The sequence below is a fragment of the Streptomyces sp. BYX5S genome (assembly GCF_054724165.1).
Map to the genome: position 1 here is coordinate 5,024,060 of NZ_CM138829.1, position 24,975 is coordinate 5,049,034.

Consider the following 24,975-nt stretch of genomic DNA (forward strand, 5'->3'; position numbering starts at 1 on the left):
CTCTCGCGGATGTGCCGGTTGACACTAAGGCGAAACGACCCGGCGGCCGTCAGGTTCTTGAGGGGTTCGCGGAATGATCACCCATTGAGGCTGAATTCTTGTCTTTTTCAGGATGTATCCGCGTATCAACCGTGTCCCCGTGCGGGGGACGCCGTTGAATGAGCCGACGGCTGCGACCACGCGGCCGCGTTTGCTGAACAAAAGGAGAACGTGATGTCTCGCATCGCGAAGACAGCCGCTGTCGCGCTCGGCACGGGCGCCGTGGTGCTCGGTGGTGCCGGCCTGGCCATGGCTGACGCGGGCGCTCAGGGCTCGGCCAGCAACTCGCCGGGCGTCCTGTCCGGCAACCTGCTCCAGGTCCCGGTCCACGTCCCGGTCAACGTCTGCGGCAACACCGTGAACGTCATCGGTGCGCTGAACCCGGCCTTCGGCAACACCTGCGTCAACGGCGACGCGGGTCACGACGACGGCGGCTACGGCGACGACGCCGGCTACGGCTACGGCGGCTGAAGCTCGCGCTGAACTCTGTCAATGGCCCCCGGCACACCGTGCCGGGGGCCATTGCCCGTGGGGGCCGTCAGTCGTACCGGTACAGCGACTTGTGTTCGAGCATGTCGCGCAGCGGGGTGTCCCACGGCGGCATGGTGTCGCCCAGCGCCAGCACGCGACCGCGCTGCGCGTCACCGAGGCCGGGCTGCCGCGCGGGGAGGTAGCGGTCGGCCTTCTCGTGGCGCTGCCGCCATCGCGACCAGCACAGGTCGACGAAGGCGTGGTGGAGCCAGAAGACGGGGTCGTTGACGGACGCCGCGCCGAGCATGTGCCCGCCGACCCAGCGGTGCACCAGGTTGTGGTTGAACCAGGCGCCGCCGCGCCGCAGGGGCCAGCCCTCCAGCTTGTTGCGGAAGCCGCGCGGCGCCAGCGAGTTCCACGGCTCCACGTCGTACTCGGTCTCGTCCATGGCGCCCGCGAGGTCCGCCTTGGTCGGCAGGTCGACCGGGGACTGCGGCCGGCCGAAGTCCCGCATCAGGAAGTCCCCGTCGGTCACCGCCGCCGTGATGTTCCAGTGCCCGCTCCGGTGCGCGAAGGGGCCCGACGTGACCTGCCGGTCGGAGCGGCGGCCGTTGCCGCCCAGGAAGTCGTCGCCCCACAGGGAGACGGCGGGCGTACGGTCCGCGGTCCAGTCCCAATAGGGAACCGTGACGCCCGAGTCGACCCGTTGCAGCGCCTTCTCGAACTCCAGCAGGAACTTGCGGTGCCAGGGGAAGAACGACGGCGTCATGTGCGCGACCCGCAGGCCACCGTCCCCGTCCCCCACGTAGAAGTCGATGTGCATGCGGACGAACTCGTCGTACCGGCCGGAGCGTTTGAGGGCGAGCACCGCGTCCACGAAGCGCCGCTTCTGTGCCTTCGTGAGCGTGCGCTGGTTCTGACGTGTGTGGACCATGTACCTCACATCTCCGGTTCGTGGGGCCGCAGTTCCTGACCGCCGAGCTCGGCCACGGCCGCCTTGGCGGCGGCCAGCGGGGTGGGATGGCAGGTGTAGTGGTCGACCATGCTCAGATACGTGCCGTCGGCGCGGCCCATGAGGTGCAACGGGCGTCCGTCGACGGTGACGTGCCACGCGGCCGCCCCCGCCGCCGCACCGGGCAGCCGGGCGCCGACGATCCGCCGGCCCAGGTACGTCTCGTCGAACCCTTCGGCCGCCCTCGGCTCCCCGCGTCCGGACGGGCGGACCCCGAGGACCGCGGCCGCGCTGGAGACGGCTCCGAGCAGAATCAGACCCACGCTGCGCCGGGTCAGGAGCGGCCTCGTCCACGATGGCTGTGCGCCGGCCGGCAGCGCATGGGGATTCACGATCATCTCCTCCTCGTAAGTCCGGTGGCCCGCGCAAACATGAATGCCTGTTCGACAAAGGGCGCGCGCCGGGCGGCGCCGTCGCACGCCGGGCGCGACATTCACAACTCCAACATAGTCACGCCGTAGCTGAAACCTTCCGCCCGACGTTCTCATGAAAAGGCTTCGTCAAAGCCCTTCTTGAGATGAGACATGAACACGACATGGACATTTCCCCACTTCAGGCGGGACCGGTGTCCGACATACCCAACAACGGGTCAGCACCGAAGGAGTTTCGACTCCGGTCGAGTGAATAAAGGCCTCGTCATTGACGCGCACACCGAAGCCCAGTTGCGCGATGGGAGACAATTTCACAAGTCCAACACAGTGGTGTATCAAGTGAAGCCACACCCCGGCGCCTTCACATCCACCCCCGCATTCGGGGGCGACATCCACCGAGGATGCCGCCGGAAAATATGACTTTCTCAGTTCTCTCCTGGCGCCGCAGAGCGCCCACACATTCCTGAAAGGGAAGCAGGCCGTGCCCAATTCGAAAGGCTGTTTCCTCCACCGCGTGACGGCGACATGCAGGCGGCGATGCGCGTGACGTCCGCACCCTTGCTGCCGCGGGTCCTGCACGTGACCCAGCCGGCCGACGGCGGAGTGGCGCGCGTGGTGGCCGACCTGGTGCGCATGCAACAGGCCGCGGGCATGGCCGTTTCGGTGGCCTGCCCCACCTCCGGCGGTCTGCGGCGCAGCGTCGCCGGCCTCGGATGCGAGGTCCTGGAGTGGGAGGCCTCGCGGTCCCCCGGGAAGGGGCTGCTGCGCGAAGGGCGCCGGCTCGCCGAGGTGGTGTCGCGGGTGCGCCCCGACGTCATCCACGCCCACAGCGCCAAGGCGGGCCTCGTCACGCGGCTCGTGGTGCGCGGCCGCGTCCCCACCGTCTTCCAGCCGCACGCCTGGTCCTTCGAGGCGGTCGACGGGATCGGCGCGCGCCTGGCCCGGACGTGGGAGCGGCGCGGAGCGCGCTGGGCCTCCCGGCTGCTGTGCGTCAGCCGGGCCGAGCAGCGCACCGGCAGGAGCCACGGGATCGAGGCGCAGTGGCGGCTCGTGCCGAACGGCGTGGACCTCGACCGCTTCCACCCGGAGGGCCCGGCCGAGCGGTCGTTCCCCGGCCGCACCCGGGAGGGACCGCTCGTCGTGTGCGTGGGGCGGCTGTGCCGGCAGAAGGGCCAGGACGTTCTCCTCGAAGCGTGGCCCGAGGTGCTCCGCGCGGTGCCGGGGGCCGGACTCGTCCTCGTCGGGGACGGGCCGGACGCGGCGCGGCTGCGGGCGACGGCGCCGGACTCGGTCACCTTCGCGGGGGCGCTGGACGATCCGGTGCCCTGGTACCGGGCAGCGGACCTGGTGGTGCTGCCGTCCCGGTGGGAGGGCATGGCGCTCGCTCCGCTGGAGGCCATGGCCTGCGGCAGCCCGGTCCTCGCCACGGATGTGGACGGCGCCCGCGAGAGTCTGCCGCCGCACCTGGCGCCGCGCTGCCTGACCGCCCCCGACGATCCCGCGGCCCTGGCGGGCGCGTTGGTGGATCTGCTGCGCGACGCCGAGGGGCTGCGGGCACTGGGCCGGGACGGCTGCCGGCACGTACGCGCGCATCACGACGTCCGGCGGACCGCCTCGGCGGTCGCGGACGTGTACAGAGAACTTCTGGGGCTGGAGACCATCGAGTGCACAGAGCCGATCACGACGTGAGCCGGGAACGGACCGTCTCTTCGCCCGCCCGGCAGTCCGCCGGGGACGACACGGGAGCCTCCGCCGTCGTCATCACCCAACGCGGCCCCGGCACTTCCGGGGTCACCCTAACCGGCGGCGCGCCCAAGGACCCGTCACGGGCGCTGCTGCTCGCGACGGACGGCTCGGCCGCGCTGCTCGGCCCGGTGGTCCTCACGCCGCTCGGAGCGCACCCGTTGCTGGTGGCCGGGTTCGTCGTCCTGGTCCTCGCGCTGTTCCGGGGCGCGGGCCTGTACCGGCTCGCCCTCGAGCAGCGCATGCTGGAGGACTGCCCGGCGGTCGTCGCCCGCACCGTGGCCGCGTGGTGCGTGCTCACGGCGGTCTGTGCGGGGCTGTCCCTGCTGCCGGAACTTCCGGTGCGGGACCTGCTCCTGGGCTGCGCGGCGCAGATCGTCGTCACGCTGGCGGGCCGCGGCCTCGTCCACTGGCGGCGGCGGGCGGCCCTGGTGCGGCGGCCGTGCACGACGCTTCTGGTGGGTCCGGAGCCGGCCGCCTCGCGCGTCGCCTCCGCGTTGCAGCGCCACCCCGCGAGCGGGGTCCGGGTCGTGGGCATCGTCGGTGACGGCGGGGCCGTGGAGCAGCAGCCGCAGGACGTCGCGGCGGCCGCCCTGCCGGTGCTGACGACCGTGGAGGACATGCGGCGCGCGGTGATCCAGAACGGTGTCCGGCGGGCGATCGTGCTGGGCAGCGCGAGCGCCCCGCAGCAGCGCGCCTGGCTGCACGGCCTGTCGGAACTGCGGTGCGAGGTGTGGGAGTTGGACCCGGACCCGTCGCCGTACGTCCCGCGGCCGGGCGAGCCGGTCCACCACCTGGCGGGGTTCCGCTGCCGTCCTCTGGTGGGGCCGCGCCTCGGGCCGCACCCCGGCAAGCGGGCGCTGGACATGGCGGCCTCCGCGCTGCTGCTGGTGCTGGCCTCGCCGGTGCTGGCGACGTGCGCCCTGTGGCTGCGCGTGAGCGAGGGGCCGGGGGTCGTCTTCCGTCAGGAGCGCATCGGCAAGGACGGCCGGCCGTTCACCCTGCTCAAGTTCCGCACGCACCGCCCCGCCGACCCGATCGAGTCGGCGACGCGCTGGAGTGTCGCCAACGAGAACCACATGCCGTGGTTCTGCCGGTTCCTGCGCCGCACCTCGCTCGACGAGCTGCTCCAGCTGTGGAACGTCTTCCGCGGCGACATGAGCCTCGTCGGCCCCCGGCCCGAACGCCCGTTCTTCGTGGTGCAGTTCAGCGAGTCGCACCCGGGCTACGGCGACCGGCACCGCATGCAGACCGGGATCACCGGGCTCGCCCAGATCAACGGGCTGCGCGGCGACACGTCCATCGAGGACCGCTGCCGCTTCGACAACGCGTACATCACCAACTGGTCGCTGTGGCAGGACATCACCATCCTGCTGCGCACGGCGACCGAGTTCTTCCGGCCGACGGGAAGCTGACGACGTGACCGTTCTCCCCGCCTACGGCGGACCGCGCACCAGCCCCCTGGGCGCGGGACTGCGGCGCGTGCGCCGTACCGGACCCGTGCTCGCCGTACTGCTCCTGGTCGGCATGCTCGCCCTGCCGGTGGGCGGCGGCGAAGGGGCCTCTCCGGCCGACGCCGTCTCCGGCCTGGTCGTCGTCCTGTGCGCCGTGCGGCTCGCGCGCAGCCGGGAGCGACCGCTGACCCGCACCGCGTTCCTCGTGCTGGGGCTGCCCCTGGTGGCCGTCGCGGTGGCCGCCCTCGGGGCGGACTCGCCGGCCAACGCCCTGGGAGGACTGGCGCGTTACTACCAGATCCTCGTGCTCGTCCCCGCCGCCGTGCTGCTGCTCGTACGCGACCGGGACGACTTCCGGCTCGTCGGCTGGGCGCTGGTGGCCCTCGCCCTGTGGCAGGGGGCCATCGGCGTCCACCAGTACCTGACCGGGACGGGCGCCTCGTACGCAGGTGAGGACATCCGGGCCGTCGGCACGTTCGGCGCCACGGACGTGATGGGCATGTCCACCGTGGTCTCGTACGGGCTGGTGTGTGCGGTGGCCCTGGCCCTCGGCGGGGAGACGCCGCGCGTGCGGATCACCGCCCGGGTCTGCGCCCTGGCGCTCGTGGTGCCGCTGGCGCTGTCCTTCAGCCGCGGCGCCTGGATCGCCACGGCCGTGGTCTGTGTGGCGCAGATCGTGCTCGGCGGACTGCGCCGTGCCCTGCGGCTGCTGGCCGGCGCGGTCGCCGCGGCGGTGGTCCTGGTCGGCGGGTTCGGGGTGGGCACGTCGATGCTGGAGGAGCGGCTGAGCAGCATCACGCAGGTCACCGCGGCCCCGGACCAGTCCGTCACGGACCGGTACACGATGTGGGCGGCGGCGATCGACATGTGGCAGGAGCATCCCGCCACCGGGGTCGGGCTCAAGAACTTCCCCGCCTACCGCGACAGCCACGCGTCGATCGCCCTGTCCGCGGGGAGCGACGTGGCCGGTGCCGGAGCGGCGTACCAGCGGCAGCCGTTGCTGTCGCCGCACAACATGTACCTGCTGGTCCTGAGCGAGCAGGGGCTGTTGGGCCTGTGCGCCGTCGCCGGGTCCTGGCTGGCGCTGCTGGTGTGCGGGGCGCGGCGACTCGTCACGGCGCGCCGCCGCGGTCACGGCCTCGACTGCGGGCTCATCGGATGCGGGCTGCTGGCCTGGCAGATGACCGACTTCTTCTACTCGGACATCGGGGGGCCGTCCACGGTGCTCACCGCCGTCGTGCTCGGTCTGGCCGCCTGGTGGGGTCTGTCCCCGGCGGCGGCCCGGACGGCGGGTGAGCGGTGAAGCGCACTCTGCCCGGCCGGGACAAGGCTCTGCTGTCGTCCGCGGTGCCGGCCCAGATGCCGGCTCCGGCCGATGCCGGTCCGGGCGGTGAGGGACACCGCGCGTCGAACTCCTTCCTGGCGCGCGTCACCCTGCTGACCGCCGGGCTGTCGGCCGCCGGGTCGCTGCTCGGGCTGGTGCGCGACCAGGCCCTGGCCCGGCTGTTCGGGGCGGGCAGTGAGACGGACGCCTTCCTGGTGGCGTGGACCGTGCCCGAGGTGGCGTCGACCCTCCTCATCGAGGACGGGCTCGCCTTCATGCTCGTGCCCGCGTTCAGTGCCGCGATCGCCGCGCGCGCGGCGGACGGGGCGAACCCGCGGGGGCAGGACCCGGTGCGCGCCCTGGTGGCCGGTTCACTGCCCCGTCTGACGCTGGCGTTCCTGGCGTGCGCCGCGCTGCTGATGATCGGGGCGCGGCCGCTGGTCGCGCTGCTGGCCCCGGGGCTGCCGGATCCGCAACTGGCCGTCGACTGCACGCGGTTGACCGCGACCTGTGTCCTGACCTTCGGGCTGGCCGGGTACTGCAGCGCCGCGCTGCGCGCCCACAGCAGTTACCTCTCCCCGGCCGCCATCTACGTCGCGTACAACATCGGCATCATCGGCACGCTGCTGGTGCTGGCCGACCGCTGGGGCGTGCGGGCCGCGGCGGCGGGGGTCGCGGTGGGCGGCTGTCTGATGGTGCTCGTGCAGGCGCCGTCGCTGCGGCGGCGGCTGCGGGGCACGGCCGCGCAGTCCCTCGCGGACGGCGCGGACACGAAGGCGCAGAACCGGCAGTCGATGAACCTGGCGATGATCGCCACCGTGCTGCTCTTCGCCCTGTGCCGGCAGGCCCAGGTCTTCATCGAGCGCTTCCTCGCCTCGTCGCTGCCCTCCGGGGCGATCTCCGAGCTCAACTACGCGCAGAAGGTCGCGCAGTTGCCGATGGTGCTCTCCCTGATGCTGTGCACCGTCACCTTCCCCGTCGTGGCGAAGGCCATGGCGCGCGGCGACGTCGAGCACGCCCGGCACCGGGTGGAACGTGACATCGCGCTCGCGGCCTGCGTCGTCCTGTCCGGCGCGGCCGTGGTGTTCGCCTGCGCCCCGCAGATCATCGAACTGCTCTTCCAGCACGGCGCGTTCACCGCCGAGGACACCGCGAACACCGCGGCCGTGATGCGCGTCTACTCGCTCGGCCTGCTGGGGCACTGTCTCGTCGGGGCGCTGGTGCGCTCCTACTTCTCCGCCGGCCGGCCCAGCTGGTACCCCGTGGCCGCCATGGCCCTGGGCATGACGCTCACGGCCGGCGCCGGGACGTGGGCGGTCGGCGCCTGGGGCGTCGGCGGCATCGCCGCGGCCAACGCGCTGGGCATCACGTTCACCGCCGTACTGCTCCTGGCGGAGATGAACAAGCGCAGTGTGCCCGTACGGCTGCCCGTGGTGCTGCTCGAACTCGTCAAGACGCTGCTCGCGGCGGTGGCCGCCACGGCCGCGGGGCTGCTGTGCGCGGCCCGCGTCGCGCAGCCGCTGGGCTCCCTCGCCGTCGGATGCCTGGCCATCGGGGCCGTGTTCGGCCTCCTTCTGTGGGCCCTGAAGGTCCAGGCATTCCTGCCCGCCGTCCGCATCGCGACCAGAAAGCTCCGCAATGCCCGTTGAATCAGCGATCCCAGAACCCTGTGGAGCCCGCTCGAGAAGCCTGCTGCCCGGCAGGTCCCCCTGGGTGGCGATGTACCACTCCGTGGACGACTGCCCCGACGACCCCTACAACGTCACCGTCACCCCGGAGCGCCTGCGCCAGCAGCTGAGCTGGCTGCGCTCGCGCAACCTGCGCGGCGTCGGCGTCGCCGAACTCCTCGACGCCCGCGAGCGCGGAGCCGGGCGCGGCCTGGTCGGCCTCACCTTCGACGACGGCTACGGCGACTTCGTCGAGAACGCCCTGCCGCTGCTGAAGCACTACGAGTGCTCGGCCACCGTCTTCGTGCTCGTCGGCCGGCTCGGCGGGGAGAACGCGTGGGACACCTCCGGCCCGCGCAAGCCCCTGCTGACCGCGCAGGGCATCAGGGCGGCCGCGGCGGCCGGCATGGAGATCGGTTCGCACGGCCTCCTGCACGTCGACCTCACGCAGGTCGACGAAGCGGAGCGCCGGGCCGAGATCCAGCGCAGCAAGGCGCAGCTCTCGGAGCTCATCGGCGGCCCGGTGCACGGCTTCTGCTACCCGTACGGACGTGTGGACGCGCGGACCGTGGAAGCGGTGCGCGGCGCGGGCTACCGCTACGGCTGTGCCGTCTCCCCCGGCCCGCTGGCCGGTGTGCACGCCATGCCGCGCGTGTTCGTCGGACAGCGCGACACGCCGTGGCGGCTCGAACTCAAGCGCCGCATCCACCCGGGCCGCAAGCCCGCCTGGCGGGTCCAGGAGGGCGCCCGGTGAAGGTCCTGCACATCATCACCGGCCTGGGGGCGGGCGGCGCCGAACAGCAACTGCGCCTGCTCGTACGCCATCTGCCGGGCACCCACGACGTGCTGGCCCTGACCAATCCCGGGCAGGTCGCCGACGCGCTGCGCCGCGACGGGGTGCGCGTCGCCGACCTCGGCATGGCGGGCAACCGGGACGCGCGGGCGCTGCCCCGCCTGGTGCGGTTCATCCGGGCCGGGCGCTACGACCTCGTCCACACCCACCTCTACCGGGCCTGTCTGTACGGCCGTGTCGCGGCGCGGCTCGCGGGCGTCCGGGCGGTCGTCGCCACGGAGCACTCCCTGGGCGACGCCCAGATCGAGGGGCGTCCCCTCACGGCGGGGGTACGCGCCCTGTACCTGGCGGGCGAGCGGCTGGGCAGGGCCACCATCGCCGTCTCCCCGGCGGTGGCCGAGCGGCTGCGCCGATGGGGGGTGGCGCGGCACCGGGTACATGTCGTCCCCAACGGAGTCGACGTCGACCGGTTCGCCTTCGACGCGGCGGCCCGCGCCGCCACCCGCCGTGAACTCGGCCTGCCCGAGGACGCGTTCGTGGTCGGCGGCGTCGGCAGACTGGTCGACGGCAAGCGGTTCGACGTGCTGATCGACGCGCTGCGCGACCTGCCCGGCGATGTGCGCCTGCTGCTCGTCGGCACCGGACCACGGGAGGAGTCCCTGCGGGAGGCGGCGCGCCGCGCGGGCGTGCTCGACCGGGTCGTGCTCGCCGGGGAGCGCCCGCACACGGCTCGCGCCACCGGCCCGTCCGGCCCGGTGACCGATCTGCCGGCCCTGATGTCCGCGATGGACGTCCTGGCCTCCCCCTCGGCCGACGAGGCGTTCGGCCTCGCGGTGGTGGAGGCGCAGGCCGGCGGACTGCCCGTGCTCTACGTCAACTGCCCGGCGGTCGACGACCTGCCCGAGGGGACCGGGGCGCACGCCGTGCGCCTGCCCTGCGATCCCGCCGCTTTCGCCCGCGAGGTCCGCGGTATCCGCGCCGGTTCGGCGGGCCCGAGGCTGCCGTCGCAGGCCGCCCTCCACTACAGCATCGCCCGCAGCGCCGCCCTGCACCACGAGGTGTACGCGACGGCGCTGGGACGCACCGACATCGGCATCAGCTCATCAGGAGTGAACACGTGAAGACCGAAACCGCACCGGACACCGACGCCCCGCGCACGCCGCTCGCCCGGATCGGCACCAGCACGAGGCGGCTGCCGCGCTGGTGGCCGCTGCCCGTGGGCATCGTCGTCGGCGCCCTCGCCGGCGGCACCTACGGCGCGGTCAGCGCACCGCAGTACACGGCGACGAGCTATGTGATCGCCGTCCCCACGAAGAAGTCCGACCCGATGTCGGCGCTCGGCTTCGCCCAGGCCTACAGCCGGGTCGCCACGCAGGTCGCGGTGCTGGCCGACGCCCAGGAGTCCGCGGGCGTGTCGGTCCGGACGCTGAAGTCGCAGGTGCGCGCGGAGACGTCGCCGGACGCCCCCATGGTCGCGCTGACAGCGACGGCGGCCGAGCCCGACCGGGCGAAGACGATGGCCGACGCCGTCGCCCGCGCCCTCACCAGCAGCGCGAGCGAGGCCAAGTCCGACACCCACGTGAAGCTGCTGCGTTTCACCAAGGCCGTGGCGCCGACGGAGCCGTCGACGCCCTCGACCGCGCTGACGACCCTCGTGGGCGGGTGCGCGGGCGGGCTGCTCGGCGGGCTCGCGCTGCTGGTCCGCCCGCGGCGCGACACCGGGGCCGCGACGGCCGCGGTGCCGGGCCCCGCCACGGCCGGTGGACTGCGGGGTGGCGCCTGATGACACGGGGCGGGTCCGGGACGTCCGTCACGGTGTGCACGGACCCGGCCGAGTTCGGTGCGCTGCGCGAGGAGTGGAACCGGCTGCACCGGTCCTCGCCGACCGCGACACCGTTCCAGAGCCACGCCTGGCTGCACTCGTGGTGGCTGTCGTACGGCGGTGCGGGCCGGCTGCGCGTCGTCCTGGTGCGCCGGGACGGCCGGCTCGTCGCCGCCGCCCCGCTGATGCGGCTGCTGCGCCCCTTCCCCGTGCTGACGCCGCTCGGGGCGGGCATCTCCGACTTCGGCGACGTACTGGTCGACGAGGAGGCGACCGGTTACGCGGTGGACGCGCTGGGCGCGGGGTTGTGGAGGCTGGCCCGGGGCGCGGTGATCGACCTCCGGGAGGTCCGGCCGGGCAGCGCGGCGGAGGCCCTGCACGCCAACTGGCCGGGTGCGCGCCGTCGTTTCGACGACTCGGCGTGCCTGGAGCTGCCCGCCCTGCCGATGGACGACCTGGTGCAGCGTCTGCCGCGGCCCAGGGCGCAGCGGGCGCGCGCCAAGATGCGCAAGCTGGACGCCGCGGGGATCGAGCGCCGGGTCGTGCCCGCGGCGGAGGTCGGTCCGTCGGTGCGCCGCCTGCTCGACCTGCACCAATTGCAGTGGCAGGGGCGCAAGGTGACGACCGAGCACGTGAAGCCGCGCTTCGCGGAGCACCTGTCGCGCTCGGCCACGTTGATGGCGGAGGCGGGCGACGCCGTCGTCACGGAGTTCACGCTGGACGGCGCCGTGGTGGCGGCCGACCTGACCTTCGTGTCCCCGCGTCTCGCGGGCGGCTATCTCTACGGCGCCCACCCGCAGCTGCGGGAGCGCAAGGTCGATGTGGCGACGATGCTGCTGCGCTCGTGCGCCCAGCACCTCCAGGAGGGGTCGCGGGCCGAGGTGCTGAGCCTGCTGCGCGGCACGGAGCCGTACAAGTTGCACTGGCGGCCCGAACAGCTCGTCAACCAGCGGCTCCTGCTGGCGCGGACCGGCTCCGCACCCCAGTTGGCCGCGCTCCTCGCCGGTGTCCGGGCCCGGTCCGTCGCCAAGCGGGTGCGCCGCGCCTGGCGTGAGCGCGGTGGTGGCCCGGCGTAACAGCCGGGCCACCACCGCGCGAGCGGCCGTCCTGACCCAGGAAACGGGTTCAGGACGCGCGCTCCCTCAGGACATGCCATCCAGCCAGTCGAACCGGATGCACACCGAGCCGCCGAGCCAGCGCTCGACCCAGTCGCCCAGGTCGATGCGGTGACACTTCTGCGGGGGTGTCGGCTTCACCGGCGGCTCGGGCGCGACCGGCTTGTCCCGTCCGGTGAGCGTGGCCCGGTAGACCTTCGACGTCTCCGGGTTCTCGTCGCACTGCCACACACCGTGCGGACAGTAGTCGGTCAGGGTGTTGTAGAGCGGTTTGTGCTTGTCCATCCAGGCGAGCATGCGCCGCATGTACTCGGGGTTGTCGCCGTTGCGGAACAGCCCCCACTCCGGGTAGGAGATCGGCTTGTCGTGCTCCTTCGCGAAGTCGACCTGCGCCTGCAGTCCGTAGGGCTCGGACACCTGCTCGTCGAAGGACCTGCCCTCCGGCTGGTCGTAGGAGTCGAGGCCGACGATGTCGACGACGTCGTCGCCCGGATAGCACTCGGTCCACGGCACGGCGTCCCGGCCCCGGCTCGGGGTGAAGTCGAAGCGGAACTTCTGGCCCGGCACCGAGCGCATCGTCGTGACGATGCGGTTCCAGTACTTCTTCCATGCCTCGGGGTCGGGGCCGCAGCGGTGCGTGTAGGTGACGCCGTTCATCTCCCAGCCGAGCACCACGACGGTGTCCGGCACCTTGAGGTCGACCAGACGTTCGGCCAGCTTCTTGAAGTGCTGGTCGAACTCGCCTGCCGCGCCGCGCCGCAGCAGCGCTCGCACCTGCGGGTCGGGCACGCCCTCCTCGTTGCGTTCCAGCATGGGCACGTTGAGCACGAAGAGCCGGTCGTCGCTCTTCCTGCGCCAGTCGGCCCAGCTGTCGAGGAACGTCGGCGCGCCCTCGATGTTGCTCCACCGGTCACCGGGCAGATAGGTGTGTCCGACGCGGAGTTCGGCCCCGCCCAGCCAGTTCGACAGCTCCTTCATCCGGGTGACGCCGTCGGGGCCGTAGTCCAGATAGGCGCCGAACGCGGGGAACTCGTGCTTGGAGTCCGTCCCCGTGGACGCGCTCGGACTGGGGGTCGCGTCGGGGCTCGCGGACGCACTCGCCGACGCGCTCTCCGAGGCCGACGGCTCCGGACTCGCGGGGACCGGGGGCGAGGGCGAGGATGAGGGGGCGGCCGGGCCGGACGGGCCCGGCCCGTTGCGCGGGGTGGCGTCCGCGCGCTCGATGGACACGGGTCCTGCCGCGACCACCAGCGGGATCAGTACGCCCGCCGCGATCAGCGACAGCCGTCTCCGGCTCGTCCAATGAGGCTTTCCGTCCATGCCTTCTCCTCGTTCCGCACTCGCTCCATTCCTGACACTCAGTCATATGAATGTGTATGACGCCATTCGTGCGCCGCTCGACGACCGCCTCCCGTCACCCTCATGGGTGAGCGCCCACCGAACAGCCGGATTCGCCTCGCGCACACAACCTCCGTTCATCCACGGGGCCTTGTACGGAACGAAACCGAGCGCCCGTGCCCCGCGGCCCCAATTGGGGTGACGTTGCGGGCGAACGGGTGAAGAGGCCTCCCGCGGCCGTCCCGGCGGTGGTCCACTGACACCCGGCATGAGAATGTCCGCGCCGCCTTCCCCTCAGCCGTCGGCTCCACGCCGTGGGGAGGCGGCCGCCGACCGCGACATCCTCTGCGGGCCGGGAAGGACAGCCGCTTCGCCCTTCCCGGCCGGGCGACGGGGCGGGCGCCCGACTCCCCGCGTACGCGCCACTCCCCCCGCCTCCACCCGCTGCGCCGTGAGGCATCTCCTCCGCCTTGCTTGCCGAACGCCGACGTAACCAATATGGTTACGTTCGAGAACGAGAGGAGGCGGCGACCGGCATGAGCGCCAACAGCAGACTGACCATCGCGGCACACACCCTGTCCTGGATCGGGCTGTACCAGCGGCGCGGCAACGAGGTCGCCACCTCCGAGCAGATTGCGGCGAGCGTCAACACCAACCCGGTCGTGATCCGCCGCCTGCTCGGCGAACTGCGCAAGGCCGGCCTGGTCGACTCCCGGCGCGGGGCCGGCGCGGGCTGGATGCTCACGCGGGACCTGGCGGCGATCACCCTGCTCGACGTCTACGAAGCGATCGAGCCGGGACCGGTCTTCGCGCTGCACCGCGCGACACCGAACCCCGAGTGCGTCGTGGGCCACGGCATCGGACCGGCGATGACCGCCGTGTACGACGACGTGGAGGCGGCGCTGCGCCGGGAACTGGCGAAGACCACGTTGGAGGACGTGCTGCGGGACGTCTTGAGCGCGGCCTGAGAACTTCGCCGCACGCCTCGGCGTTTTCGGTTTTTGGGTTTTCGGTTTTCGGCGTTCGGTTTTCGCGCTCAGAAACGTAACAGCAATGGTTACATCAACGAACGGAAGAATCCCATGGGACAGCTGGAGAACAAGACCGCCCTCGTCACCGGGGCATCGAGCGGCATCGGCCTGGCGATAGCCCGCCGCTTCGCCGCCGAGGGCGCGACCGTGTACCTGACCGGCCGGCGCAAGGCCGAACTGGACGCCGCCGTCGCGCAGGTCGGCGAACGGGGCATCGGCATACAGGGCGACGCCTCGGACCTCGGCGACCTCGACCGGCTCTTCGCGGAGATCGGCGACCGCAGCGGTCGCCTGGACATCGTCGTGGCCAACGCCGGGGTCGGGGACTACGGACCGCTCGGCACGATCACCGAGGAGGAGTACGACCGCACCACCTCGATCAACCTCAAGGGCACGGTCTTCACCGTGCAGAAGGCGCTGCCGTTGCTGACGTCCGGCGGCTCGGTGACGCTGCTGTCCTCCAGCGCCGCGCTGCGGGCCGAGCCCGGCCTGGGCGTCTACGCCGCCACCAAGGCCGCGATCCGCAGCCTCTCCCGCACCTGGGCCGCCGAACTCGCCTCTCGCGGCATCCGCGTCAACACGCTCACCCCCGGCCCCGTCGAGACGCCGGGCGGCGACGCACTCCGCGCCGCGTTCCCCGTCGACGACGGGAGCGACGCGGCCACCCCGCTCGGCCGCGTCGGCCACCCCGACGAGGTGGCCGCCACCGCCCTGTACTTGGCGGGCGACCAGAGCAGTTTCACCACGGGTGCGGAGCTGGTCGTCGATGGTGGCGTGACGCAGCTCTAGGCGGTGGTCCGTGGCGCGGGGCGTGTCCGGCGGGAGCGTCAGACGGCCATGCCGTAGACGATGGTGAAGATCGTGCCGAGCGAACCGATGATGAAGACGCCGGTGAGGCCGGCGACGATGAGGCCCTTGCCCTGTTCGGCGCTGAAGGTGTCGCGCAGGGCGGTGGCGCCGATGCGCTGCTTCGCGGCGCCCCAGATGGCGAGGGCGAGGCAGATCAGGATCGCGATGGCCATGATGACCTGGACCATGGTGCGGGCCTCGGTACCCAGGGCGCCGAACGGGCCCCAGTCGGGGGCGATCCCGCCGATGATCGTGTTGATGTCGCCCTTCTCCGCTGCCAGGAACATGCCGCATCCTCCCCGTAGTTGGTGCCCTTCACCGTAGCCGCTCCGGCCGTCGACGGGCGCAAGGGGCCTCGCGACCCGCGCATTCGCTTCGGCTCGGCCTCACGCGCTCTCGGCGATGAAGTCGACCAGCGCGGCAGCGACGGCGGCGGGCTGCTCCTCGGGGATGAAGTGGCCCGCGTCCGGCACGACGACACCGGTGACGCGGTCGGCCCACGGCTTGAGGGAAGCCGCCATGTCGGGGATGGAGCCGTGGCTGCCGGAGATCCCGAGAACCGGGACCGTCAGGCGCTGCCGCTCCAGCGCTTCGTGGTTCCTCCGTGCCGACTCGGCGGCGTCCCGGTAGTACGCCAGGGAGGCGCGGAGACCGCCGTCGGCGGCCACTGAAGCGGCGTAGTGGTCGATCTCGGTGTCGTCGAAGGTGTCGGAGGAGCGGGCCTTTGCCTTGAGGAACCAGTCGACGTACGCGCGTTCGCGGTCCGCGAGCAGTGTCTCGGGCAGGTCGGGCACGAGGTGGAAGGCGAAGTGCCAGGTCTTCCAGGCGTGTTCGGGGTCGGTGGGCACGGCGTCGGGGAGTGTGATGCCCGGGATGCCCGCGTCCAGCAGCGCCAGGCCGTGCAACCGGCTCCGCTGCTTCAGGGCGAGGGAGAAGGCGACCCACGCGCCGATGTCGTGGGCGACCAGCCAGTACGACGGGACGCCGAGCGCCTCGACCGCGGCATGGACGTGCGCGGCGACCGTGTGCGTGTCGTAGCTGATGTCCGGACGCTCGGAGTGCCCCTGGCCCGGCAGGTCGATCGCGATGACGCGGAACCGGTCGGCCAGGTGCGGCATCACCGCGCGCCACGCCCACCAGGTCTGCGGGAACCCGGCGAGCAGCACGACCGCCGGCCCGTCCGGCCGACCACCCTCGACCGCGTGCAGCCGGACGCCGCCCGCGTCGACCCAGTGGTGGGCGAAACCGGGGAGGTCGGGCAGCGGCAGATCACGGACGGGGTTGCCTCGGTCACGGGTGGCGCTGGCGGGGTCGTTCATGACTCTCCTTCGCTGGTGTGCGCGCGACGCTGCGTCGTGGCGCTCTCCGAGGGGCCTCGGCCCACACTCGGGCCTTCACCGTATCTCATCTTGAACTGGTCAGTTCAAGATGAGACGATGGCCCCTCCCGGCAGACGAGACGAAGGTGCGGCGTGGCAGGCAAGAAGCAGTTCGACATCGCCACGGCGATCGACGCCGCGATGATCCAGTTCTGGCGCGCCGGTTACGCGGACACGTCGCTGGACGACCTTTCACGGGCCACCGGGCTCAACCGCAGCTCCATCTACTCCTCCCTCGGCGACAAGGACACGCTCTTCATCCGTTGCCTGGAGCGGTACACCACGCGTTACGGAGACAAGTACGACGCCGCGTTGTCCTGCGCCGCCGAACGGCCCGTGGCTGCCGCGCGGGCCTTCTTCGGCATCACCCTGGACCGCATCGCGGACCCCGGCCTGCCCGACGGGTGCCTGGTGGCGCAGACGGTCATGGCGACCCCGGCGCTGAGCGCGAACGTCGCGGCGCGCGCACGGGAGGCGATCGGCCTCCAGCACACCCGCCTGCATGCCGCGCTGAAGGCCGCCCGACTGCCCGACGAGGCGGCCGACTCCTTCGCGACCCACCTCGCGGCCGTGAACCAGTCCCTCGCGGTGATGAGCAGAGCCGGTACGAGCACGCGGCAGCTGCGCGCCATCGTCGACGTCACCCTCGATGCGCTTGAGCGGGCTCTCGGCGCGAGCCACTGAGGCGGGTCGACGCTGAGGCGCTCCGGCGTGAACTGGGTGCCTCACCCCGGGCGAGCCTGCTCGGTTTTCTGGGTGTGGTGATGCATGCCTACCTAGCAGCGCGCGGACCCGACGCGTACGCCGTCCTGCCGCGGTGGTTCGCGCTGGTGGTATTCGCCGCGGGACTGCGACCGTTCCTGACCGACATCGCGGAGCGCCGGGCCTGGGTCCGGATCAGCGGGACCCTGCTCATCGGCGCCCCGCCGAAGGGGAAGCCGGAGACCGCACAGGGGCGCGCACGCGGCAGGCCGGAAGCAGTGGGTGGTGTCGGCCGAACCACGTCCCAGCCATGGATATCGCTCATGCGTACGGAAATGATGCAGAGGCAGGGGCGTCGCGGGGGCGAGGGGGACGGGCGGATGGCGGGGCAGGCGGACGGCGGTACGCGCGACAGCAGTACGCGCAACAGTGTTCGCGGTGGGACGCACGGAGCCGTCGTGCAGGCAGGGGTCGTCCACGGGGACGTACGCATCGAGGCGGCGCGCGCGGGTGAGCGGCCGCCGCCGCCATGGCAGTTGCCGCCGGCGGGGCGGGTGGTCGACCGGGTCTCCGAGTTGGCGATCCTCGATCGGCACCGGCAGCGCGCCCTGCCCGAGCAGCGACCGGTCGTCGTCGCGCTCAGCGGACTCGGCGGGGTCGGAAAGACGGCGACCGCGCTGGCCTGGCTGCACCGGTTGCGCGAGGACCTGCCCGACGGGCAGCTGTACGCCGCACTGGGCGGGCACGCCCCGGACGGCCCCACGGATCCGGGCGAGGTGCTGGGCGGATTCGTGCGGGCGCTGGGTGTTCCCCATGACGCGGTTCCCGTGTCGCTCGCCGAACGGGCTACCCTTTACCGCTCGTTGACCGCGGGACGCCACTTGGCCGTACTGCTGGACGACGCGGTGAGCGCCGCTCAGGTCAGGCCGCTGCTGCCGGGCGGCACGGGGGTCGCGGTGGTGACCGCGCGGCGGCGGCTGACCGGGCTCGTCGTCGACGGGGCCGTCGCACTGGATCTGGATCCCCTGCCGTCCGACGCCGCACTGGAGCTGCTCGGACTCGTCCTGGGCGACGGCCGGGTGGCCGCCCAGCCGGACGACGCCCGCGCCCTGGTAGAGCTGTGCGCGGGGCTGCCGCTCGCGGTGCGGGTCGCCGGGGCCCAGCTCGCGGCCCGGCCCCGCCGCAGGCTCGGCGCGATGGTCCGCTCGCTCACCGACGCGCACCGCCGTCTCGGCCTGCTGACCGTGGCGGGGGACGACGGTTCCAAGGACGTGCGGGCGGCGCTCTCGCTCGCGTACGAGGCGCTGCCGTCCGGCGCCGCCCGCTTGTACCGGTTGCTCGGCCTGCATCCCGGAACCGAGTTCGCCGCCCCGGCGGCGGCCGCGGCGCTGGGCGCGCGGGAGGTACGGGATGTCCACGCCGCGCTCGAAGCCCTCTATGACACACACCTGTTGGTCGGAGCGGCGCACGGCGACGACGACCGCTACCGGATGCACGATCTCGTACGGCTGCATGCCCACGAATGCGCCGAGCGGGACGAGACGGCGCCCGAGCGCGCCGCGGCCCTGCGCCGGATCGCCGACCACTATCTGGCCACGGCCACACGCGCGGAGGAGGTGGCCGATCCGCAGCACCGCACCATGCGACGCGACTACGGCCCCGGCCCTCTGCCGACGTTCGACCGGGACGACTTCGAAGGACCGGAACAGGCTCTGGACTGGCTGGAGTTGGAGCTTCCCAACCTCATGGCCGTCGTGCGCTCCGCACGGCGCCACGGCTTCCCGACCGTGGCCTGGCAGCTGACGGACGCGATGTGGCCCTTGTTCCTGCGCCGCAAGATGCACGACAGCGCGCACCATGCGTACGGCGAAGGGCTGGCCGCCGCACGGGAGTTGAGGGACGCGAAGGCCGAGTGCCGCATGCTGACCTCGGGCGGGCTCGGCGAGTTGGGCCGCGGGAGAGCCGATCACGCGCTGGAGATGTTCGAGCGTGCGGCGGCGATCTTCCGCGGGCAGCGGGACGCGCTCGGCCGCGGCCTCGCCCACCGCCGCCTGGGCCACCTCGACGAGGCCGGGGGACTGTTCGCCGAAGCGGCCGAGCGGCTGCCCGCGTGCGGAGACGTCCGGGCGGGCGCACTGGCCCGGCTCAATCTCGCGGACGTCGCTCTCGCGCGGGCCCTCCCGGAGCAGGCCGTCGTGGACGCGGAGGCCGCGGGCGCCGTCCTCCGCGAGGCGGGCGACGCCTACAACGCGGCGCGTGCTGAACTGGTTGCAAGCAAGGCGCAGTTGATGGCTCGGCGGTTGATTGCAGCGCAGGAGCGGCTGTCCGTCGCGGGCGATCTGCTGCGTGGGATGGGCGCGCACTACGAAACGGCGCGCGCCCTGGAGTGTCTTGCCGAACTGGCTGAGCTGCGCGGCGACAGCGCGACCGCCGCACAGCGCTGCCAGGAGGCACTCGCCCTCTTTGACGTGGCCGGGCGGCCGGACGCACCGGAGGCACGAGCGGCGCGGGCCCGGCTGGAACGCGTCGGAGAGCCGCCCGCGCCCTGAAGCCCCGGGGTGCGAGGCGGCTCGTTCGTCCAGGCCCGGTTCAGAAGCCCCTCGTCACCCAGGCGTGCGCCGCGGAACCCCACAGCGCCCAGAGCTCGCTGGACGGTGGTGGGCCGAGGAAGCGGACCAGGGTCGCGACCCGGCCGCCTCCGGCGCTCCCCAGCGCCACCCAGCACCGGGCCCCCTGCGGTACGGCGACGACCTGCGCGCCAGGGCAGGCGCCGGCCAGGCGGCGCAGTTCGGCCCTTGCATCGTCCGCCTCACCGATCACGACGTCGGCGAGCGCCAGCCACCTCGCGTCCGCTCCGGGTTCCGCGCGCAGGTGCTCGTCGTACGCGGCGGTCCCGGCCGCGAGGTCGACGACGGCCACCTCGACCCTGCGTGTCTTCGGTCCGGTCGATGTCATGTCGTCACGCTGCCGGGATCGTCGTACGCGACGGTGAGGGGCAGCCGGGCCGGTTCCGGCGCGGGGGCGGTGCCCACGGCACGCAGGCGCAGGGTGCGGTAGATCAGGGTCCGCATGCGGGTGGCAAAGGTTCCGGGGTGGGAGGTGAGGCACCGGGCCGCCGTCGCGTGGGACTGGCCGTCGTACGTCGCGACAGCCCGCCGGAGTTGCCCCCGCAACGGCCGGTCGACCCTCAACCGTGGCGCGCGGCAGCGCAGTTGGGCCATCGGCGAGTCCGCGTCGAGCTGCGCGTCCCCAGCCCCCGCCAGCACCACGGGGACGCCGGCCGCGGCCGCGTACAGGGGAAGCGAGCCGTGGTCGCCGACGACGACGTCCGCGGCGATCAGCGCGCCCTCCCAGTGGGCGTACCGGTCCACGAGGACGAGGCCGGCCCTGGCGAGGCCCGCGAGCCAGCTGCGCACCTGCCAGGCACCGTGGGCGTTCCAGACGTTCGGGTGGAGCGTGAGGGCGATCCGGTACTCGTCCGGGGGCAGTTCGGTCACGAGCCGTTCCAGCAGTTCCCAGTCGTGCGCGAGGAGCGAGTGCGGCCCCCACGTCGAGGTGACCAGCGCCAGCGTGCGGCCGGGGCCGGTGCGCAGGGCCTTGCGGTAGAGGGCGCGGCAGGCGGCGCTCGCGGCGATGCGGTCGCACGCCGGGTCGCCGACCACCTCTGCGACGGGCACCGCTTCGGGGCACTCGCGCCCGAGCCTGACCAGTTCGTCGTGGTGGGCGAGGGCTACGGCGCGCGGTACGACGGCGCCGTCGCGCACCAGACGCTGGCGGCTCAGCCCGTACGCGGCGGGCTCCGCCGTCGGCCGGCCGGGCCGGGCGGCCGCGACGAGTTTGTTGTGGCCCACGCCGTGCTGGAGGACGATCACCGGCGCGTACAGGTCGTGCACTCCCCCGTAGGCGGCGGCGAGCGCCAGGTCGAACGGGGTCTGGACGGCCTGCTCCCACGGCACCACCAGACCGCCGAGTCCGCCCAGGAAGTCGTCGACGCCGTGGCCGAAGACGTCCGGCGCGGCGGTGAAGCACACCTGTACCCGGGCATCGCCCTCCAGCAGCCGGACGGCGTCCATCAGGCGCTGCCCGCTGGTCACCGTGTGGACGACGGCCAGGACGCGCTTGCGGATCCTGCGGCTGGCCCACCGGTCGGCGTCGAGGCGCACCGGCACGGGCCGGCTGTGCGGGTGCGCTGCGATGTCACTCATGAGCGTCGGTCCCCCGTAGGTCGTCGGTGCCGGGTCGGATGTCCCGGCACCTGCTCTGAACCCGGACCATGACCGGCCGCTCCCGCACCCGGCTTGCAGGAATCCTGCACTCACCCTGCACGCCCCCCAATGCGCTCAGCTCACTCCCATGCGCCCTTTTGCGCCCCCGACTCCCCCATGGCGGCAACCCGTTCAAGTCCGTACATCTGTACGGATGGCACTCGGACGCGAGTGCCACGTGTACGTGCACCCGGATGGGGTGATCGTGGACCTTCTCGCTCTGGGCCCTCTCGAACTGTGGCAGGACGGGCAGCAGCACGACCTCGGCTCCCTCAAGGAGCGCTGCGTCCTGGCCGTGCTGGTGCACGCCCGCGGCAGCGCGGTCGGCGCCGACACCCTCATGGACCGCGTCTGGGACGGGGAACCGCCGCGGACCGCCCTCGACACCCTGCACAGCTACCTGTCACGGCTGCGCGGGCACCTGGCCCGAGCCGCGGGCGACCGGGCCGTGCTGGAACGTCCGTCACGCGGTACGTACCGGCTGCGGGTCGCCCCGAACGACCTGGACCTGCTGCGCTTCGCCCGCCTGCGGCGGGACGCGGGACGCGCCGCGGACGGCGGTCGGCTCGATCTGGCGATCGGACTGCTGCACACGGCCGAGGCCCTGTGGCGGGGCGATCCGCTCGCTGAGTTCGACGGCAGCTGGACCACCGCCGTCCGGCACCGTCTCTTCGAGGATCACCGGCATGTCCAGGAGGAACGGATCCGGCTGGAGCTCGACGACGGTCGGCACGCCGATCTGCTGGGCGAGTTACGGGAGTTGACGGCGCGGAATCCGCTGGCCCAGCCCCTGCTCTGCTCGCTCATGGTGGCGCTGTACCGGTGCGGACGCCACGACGAGGCTCTCGCGGTGTACCGCGACGCGCACCGGCGGCTGCGCGCGTCCCTGGGGATGGAGCCCGGCGCGCCGCTGCGCGACCTCCACCACCGCATCCTCCGGCAGGACCCCGAACTCCTGCACCCCCACACACCACACACGTCGGCCGCGCCCGCCACGGCGCCCCCGAACCCTCCAGCCGCCGCCGCTCCCCCGCCCGAGCCGGCCGACCGGGGGACGGCCCGGGTCGAGGCCGCGGACGCACCGGGCCCGCCGGACACGCTCCCCCGCGACATCGGTGAGTTCACCGGCCGGTCAACGGAGTTGGGCCACATGCTGAGCGCCGGGGGCGGCAGCGCCTTGGCGGTCGTCGCCGTCGACGGGATGCCGGGCGTCGGCAAGTCCGCGCTCGTGGTGCACGCCGCGCACCGGATGCGCGACCTCTGCCCGGACGGCCGCTTCTACCTCGACCTGCACGGGTACGGCGGTCGCCCACCCGTCGCGCCGGCGGAGGCCCTGGCCGCGCTCCTGCACGCGGCGGGCGTCCCCGACCCGCTGCCCGACACCGTGGACGAGCGGGCGGCGCGCTGGCGGGAGTGGACGTCGCGGCGCCGGGTCCTGGTGGTGCTCGACAACGCCCGCGGCATGGAGCAGGTCACTCCGCTGCTGCCGGGCTCGGCCCGCTGCCGCGCCCTGGTGGCCAGCCGGCACCGCCTCCCGGGGCTCGGCGGTGCCACTCCCCTGCACCTCGACGTGCTGTCATCGGCCGAGGCGGCCACCCTGTTCCTTTCGGTGTCGGGTGCCGACGCGGGGGCCGGGGACCGCGCGGCGCTGGGCCACGTCGTCGAGGCCTGTGGCCGTCACCCCCTGTCGCTGCACCTCGTCGCGGGGCACTTCCGGCACCGGCGCGGCTGGAGCCTGGACGACCTGGCCGCCCACCTCGCCCGGCCCACCGGAAGCCCGCCGGACGCATTCGAGGAGACCGTGGCCCGGTCCTTCCGGCTGTCGTATACCGAGCTGACGCCGCACCAGGCGCAGTTGCTGCGCTCGCTGTCCCTGCATCCAGGTCCGGACATCACCGTCGGCGCGGCGGCGGCACTCACGCACCGCCCCGACCAGGTCACCGCGCAGCACCATCTCGCCCACGTACGACGGGACTTGGGGGCACTTCTCGACCGCAACCTCCTGGAGGAGTCCGTACGGGAGCGCTACCGCCTCCACGACCTGACCCGGTCCTTCGCGAAGTCGGTCGGCGGCGCGTACCCGCGTCGCGCTGCGCTCGGTCGGCTGCTCAACCACTATCTGACGGCAGCTCACCGGGCGGACCGGGTCCTGCGACCGCACCGCCGTACCCTGCCGCTGCCGCCCCGGCACACCTGCGCGTACGCACCGGACTTCTCCGACGCCGACGCGGCCACGGTCTGGCTGTCGCTCGAACGCGGAAACCTGCTGGCCCTGGCGCGCGCAGCCACGGCCGCGGCCGACGGACACGGCTCGGGCCACCGCCTCACGCATGCCCTCGGGCCGTCGCTGCGGCTGTGGGGGATGCGGGAAGCCGCCACCGATCTGTACCGTCGGGCCGCCGAAGCGTACGCGTCCCGCCACGATCGCCCGCTGCTCGCCCGCACGCTGATCGAACTGGCCGACATCACGGCCCAGCTGGACCCTGGCACGGCACAGCAATACGCCGATCGGGCAGAGGAGTTGTTCCTGGCCCTCGGCGACGAGGCGGGGTGCGCCGACTCGTATCTCCAGTCGGGCCGCGCGCGCCTCGCGGCGGGCCGCCCCGCTCCCGCGCTCCACGAGTTCGACAAGGCGCTGGCCCTTTTCCGCGCCGCCGGGAACCTCGCCGGGCAGGCCGACTGCCTCAACGTGCGCGGGCTCGCGCTCCACTACAGCGACCGGCATGCCGAGGCCCGGCAGGCCGCGACCGAGGTCCTCTGCCTCTACGAGGAGCTGGGCGACGCACCGGGCCGCATGCGCGCCTGGAACAACTTGGGCGAACTCGCTTTCCTTCAGGGACTTTTCGACGAGGCACGGCACTGCTACCAGCGCTCGCTGGCCCTCGCGCGGCACCACGGCGGCCCCGCGGAGTCCGCGATCCTGGACACGAACCTCGGCGCGGTCCACCAGGCGACCGGGCACCCGGACCGGGCCCTCGCCCGCTTTCGCAAGGCCCTGGCCGCGCACCAGGCCTCCGGCGACACCCTCGGAGAGGTCAACGTACTGATCAGTATGGGCACTTCGTACGCCGCGGCGGGCCACAGGGGCGAGGCACTCCTGCATCTGACCAGGGCCGAGGAAGCGGCCCGAGCCATCGACGACGCCTACGAGCGGCAACGGGCCCTGCTCTGCATGGCCGACATCCACCACGACTCGGGAAAGCGCGACGCCGCGCGCCACCTCTACCGGCAGGCGCTGGCGGTGGCCCGTGAGGCGGGCCTGGCGACGGGCCGGGCCGAGGACGGCCTGACCCGCACGTCGGGGCTCCTCACGGACCGGGGCTGACATCCGCCGTGTCAGACCTTCACGCGGGCCTCGGCCGACACCTCCTCGTCCCACATCCACTGATCCCCGCTCCACATCCACTGGTCTCCGCTCCACATCCACTGCCCAGGAACGGTCTTGGCGGTGGTACGCCGGTCCGACGCCTGGCCCGCGCCGACGGCGAGTGCGAGGGGGGCCATGGCTGCGGTGGAGAGGAGGAGCGCCAGAAAGACGTTCTTCACAGGTGGGTGCCCTTTCGGCTCAATGCGGCTTGAAGGCACGGAAGTTAGAGTGCCG

The 24,975-nt window shown here is 72.8% G+C and carries 22 protein-coding genes; 14 read left to right on the plus strand and 8 right to left on the minus strand.

Annotated features, from left to right (window positions below):
- Positions 1 to 213: 213 nt before the first annotated feature.
- A complete protein-coding gene (locus tag ACYBSK_RS22890) occupies positions 214 to 510 on the plus strand; it encodes a chaplin (protein WP_457479088.1) in 297 nt (98 codons plus the stop codon).
- A gap of 67 nt (positions 511 to 577) precedes the next feature.
- Here the strand turns inward: ACYBSK_RS22890 and ACYBSK_RS22895 are convergent, their stop codons facing one another.
- Both ACYBSK_RS22895 and ACYBSK_RS22900 read right to left on the minus strand, forming a co-directional pair.
- Positions 578 to 1,444, minus strand: a complete 867-nt coding sequence (locus tag ACYBSK_RS22895; protein WP_457479089.1) for a tyrosinase family protein — start codon at positions 1,442 to 1,444, stop codon at positions 578 to 580.
- 5 nt (positions 1,445 to 1,449) lie between these two features.
- Positions 1,450 to 1,860 (minus strand): tyrosinase family oxidase copper chaperone, encoded by a 411-nt coding sequence (locus tag ACYBSK_RS22900; RefSeq protein WP_460243129.1) that lies wholly within the window; start codon positions 1,858 to 1,860, stop codon positions 1,450 to 1,452.
- 570 nt (positions 1,861 to 2,430) lie between these two features.
- Here ACYBSK_RS22900 and ACYBSK_RS22905 point away from each other — a divergent pair.
- The 8 genes from ACYBSK_RS22905 (at position 2,431) to ACYBSK_RS22940 (ending at position 11,772) form a co-directional block, all read left to right on the plus strand.
- Positions 2,431 to 3,582 (plus strand): glycosyltransferase family 4 protein, encoded by a 1,152-nt coding sequence (locus ACYBSK_RS22905; RefSeq protein ID WP_460243130.1) that lies wholly within the window; start codon positions 2,431 to 2,433, stop codon positions 3,580 to 3,582.
- Positions 3,579 to 5,051, plus strand: coding sequence for a sugar transferase (locus tag ACYBSK_RS22910; protein WP_460243131.1), 1,473 nt, complete (start codon positions 3,579 to 3,581; stop codon positions 5,049 to 5,051). The genes ACYBSK_RS22905 and ACYBSK_RS22910 overlap by 4 nt, the downstream gene beginning before the upstream one ends.
- Before the next feature lie 4 nt (positions 5,052 to 5,055).
- Complete coding sequence (locus tag ACYBSK_RS22915) at positions 5,056 to 6,393, plus strand: O-antigen ligase family protein (RefSeq protein ID WP_457479093.1); 1,338 nt, start codon at positions 5,056 to 5,058, stop codon at positions 6,391 to 6,393.
- Between the two features lie 56 nt (positions 6,394 to 6,449).
- Entirely contained in the window at positions 6,450 to 8,063 is a 1,614-nt protein-coding gene (gene murJ, locus ACYBSK_RS22920; protein WP_460247078.1) for a murein biosynthesis integral membrane protein MurJ, read from the plus strand.
- A 70-nt stretch (positions 8,064 to 8,133) separates the two neighbouring features.
- Complete coding sequence (locus tag ACYBSK_RS22925; RefSeq protein WP_460247079.1) at positions 8,134 to 8,835, plus strand: polysaccharide deacetylase family protein; 702 nt, start codon at positions 8,134 to 8,136, stop codon at positions 8,833 to 8,835.
- Complete coding sequence (locus ACYBSK_RS22930; protein ID WP_460243132.1) at positions 8,832 to 9,995, plus strand: glycosyltransferase; 1,164 nt, start codon at positions 8,832 to 8,834, stop codon at positions 9,993 to 9,995. The genes ACYBSK_RS22925 and ACYBSK_RS22930 overlap by 4 nt, the downstream gene beginning before the upstream one ends.
- The gene (locus ACYBSK_RS22935; RefSeq protein ID WP_460243133.1) at positions 9,992 to 10,657 is read left to right on the plus strand and encodes a YveK family protein; all 666 of its coding nucleotides are present in this window, start codon (positions 9,992 to 9,994) and stop codon (positions 10,655 to 10,657) included. Before ACYBSK_RS22930 ends, ACYBSK_RS22935 begins: the two co-directional genes overlap by 4 nt.
- The gene (locus tag ACYBSK_RS22940) at positions 10,657 to 11,772 is read left to right on the plus strand and encodes a GNAT family N-acetyltransferase (protein WP_457479096.1); all 1,116 of its coding nucleotides are present in this window, start codon (positions 10,657 to 10,659) and stop codon (positions 11,770 to 11,772) included. Before ACYBSK_RS22935 ends, ACYBSK_RS22940 begins: the two co-directional genes overlap by 1 nt.
- Positions 11,773 to 11,838: 66 nt before the next feature.
- Here the strand turns inward: ACYBSK_RS22940 and ACYBSK_RS22945 are convergent, their stop codons facing one another.
- Positions 11,839 to 13,131, minus strand: coding sequence for a glycoside hydrolase family 26 protein (locus ACYBSK_RS22945; RefSeq protein ID WP_460243134.1), 1,293 nt, complete (start codon positions 13,129 to 13,131; stop codon positions 11,839 to 11,841).
- A 554-nt stretch (positions 13,132 to 13,685) separates the two neighbouring features.
- Here ACYBSK_RS22945 and ACYBSK_RS22950 point away from each other — a divergent pair.
- Entirely contained in the window at positions 13,686 to 14,117 is a 432-nt protein-coding gene (locus ACYBSK_RS22950) for an Rrf2 family transcriptional regulator (RefSeq protein WP_460243135.1), read from the plus strand.
- A gap of 114 nt (positions 14,118 to 14,231) precedes the next feature.
- A complete protein-coding gene (locus ACYBSK_RS22955) occupies positions 14,232 to 14,969 on the plus strand; it encodes an SDR family NAD(P)-dependent oxidoreductase (protein WP_460243136.1) in 738 nt (245 codons plus the stop codon).
- Between the two features lie 38 nt (positions 14,970 to 15,007).
- On the opposite strand, the gene ACYBSK_RS22960 is transcribed toward ACYBSK_RS22955, so the two are convergent.
- Positions 15,008 to 15,316, minus strand: a complete 309-nt coding sequence (locus ACYBSK_RS22960; RefSeq protein WP_457479100.1) for a hypothetical protein — start codon at positions 15,314 to 15,316, stop codon at positions 15,008 to 15,010.
- Between the two features lie 99 nt (positions 15,317 to 15,415).
- Complete coding sequence (locus ACYBSK_RS22965) at positions 15,416 to 16,348, minus strand: alpha/beta fold hydrolase (RefSeq protein WP_460243137.1); 933 nt, start codon at positions 16,346 to 16,348, stop codon at positions 15,416 to 15,418.
- Between the two features lie 152 nt (positions 16,349 to 16,500).
- On the opposite strand from ACYBSK_RS22965, the gene ACYBSK_RS22970 reads away from it, so the two are divergent.
- Both ACYBSK_RS22970 and ACYBSK_RS22975 read left to right on the plus strand, forming a co-directional pair.
- Complete coding sequence (locus ACYBSK_RS22970; RefSeq protein ID WP_460243138.1) at positions 16,501 to 17,091, plus strand: TetR/AcrR family transcriptional regulator; 591 nt, start codon at positions 16,501 to 16,503, stop codon at positions 17,089 to 17,091.
- A gap of 80 nt (positions 17,092 to 17,171) precedes the next feature.
- Positions 17,172 to 19,658 carry an ATP-binding protein gene (locus tag ACYBSK_RS22975; protein ID WP_460243139.1) on the plus strand — a complete coding sequence of 829 codons (2,487 nt, stop codon included), beginning with the start codon at positions 17,172 to 17,174 and terminating at the stop codon, positions 19,656 to 19,658.
- Between the two features lie 40 nt (positions 19,659 to 19,698).
- On the opposite strand, the gene ACYBSK_RS22980 is transcribed toward ACYBSK_RS22975, so the two are convergent.
- Both ACYBSK_RS22980 and ACYBSK_RS22985 read right to left on the minus strand, forming a co-directional pair.
- Positions 19,699 to 20,064 (minus strand): hypothetical protein, encoded by a 366-nt coding sequence (locus tag ACYBSK_RS22980; protein ID WP_460243140.1) that lies wholly within the window; start codon positions 20,062 to 20,064, stop codon positions 19,699 to 19,701.
- Positions 20,061 to 21,314: a hypothetical protein gene (locus tag ACYBSK_RS22985; RefSeq protein ID WP_460243141.1), complete on the minus strand. Its 1,254-nt coding sequence runs from the start codon at positions 21,312 to 21,314 to the stop codon at positions 20,061 to 20,063. Before ACYBSK_RS22985 ends, ACYBSK_RS22980 begins: the two co-directional genes overlap by 4 nt.
- A gap of 214 nt (positions 21,315 to 21,528) precedes the next feature.
- Between ACYBSK_RS22985 and ACYBSK_RS22990 the strand changes: the two genes are divergently transcribed.
- Positions 21,529 to 24,699, plus strand: coding sequence for an AfsR/SARP family transcriptional regulator (locus ACYBSK_RS22990; RefSeq protein WP_460243142.1), 3,171 nt, complete (start codon positions 21,529 to 21,531; stop codon positions 24,697 to 24,699).
- Positions 24,700 to 24,710: 11 nt separating this feature from the next.
- Here ACYBSK_RS22990 and ACYBSK_RS22995 read toward each other — a convergent pair whose 3' ends face one another.
- Positions 24,711 to 24,920: a hypothetical protein gene (locus ACYBSK_RS22995; RefSeq protein WP_457479107.1), complete on the minus strand. Its 210-nt coding sequence runs from the start codon at positions 24,918 to 24,920 to the stop codon at positions 24,711 to 24,713.
- Between the last annotated feature and the right edge of the window lie 55 nt (positions 24,921 to 24,975).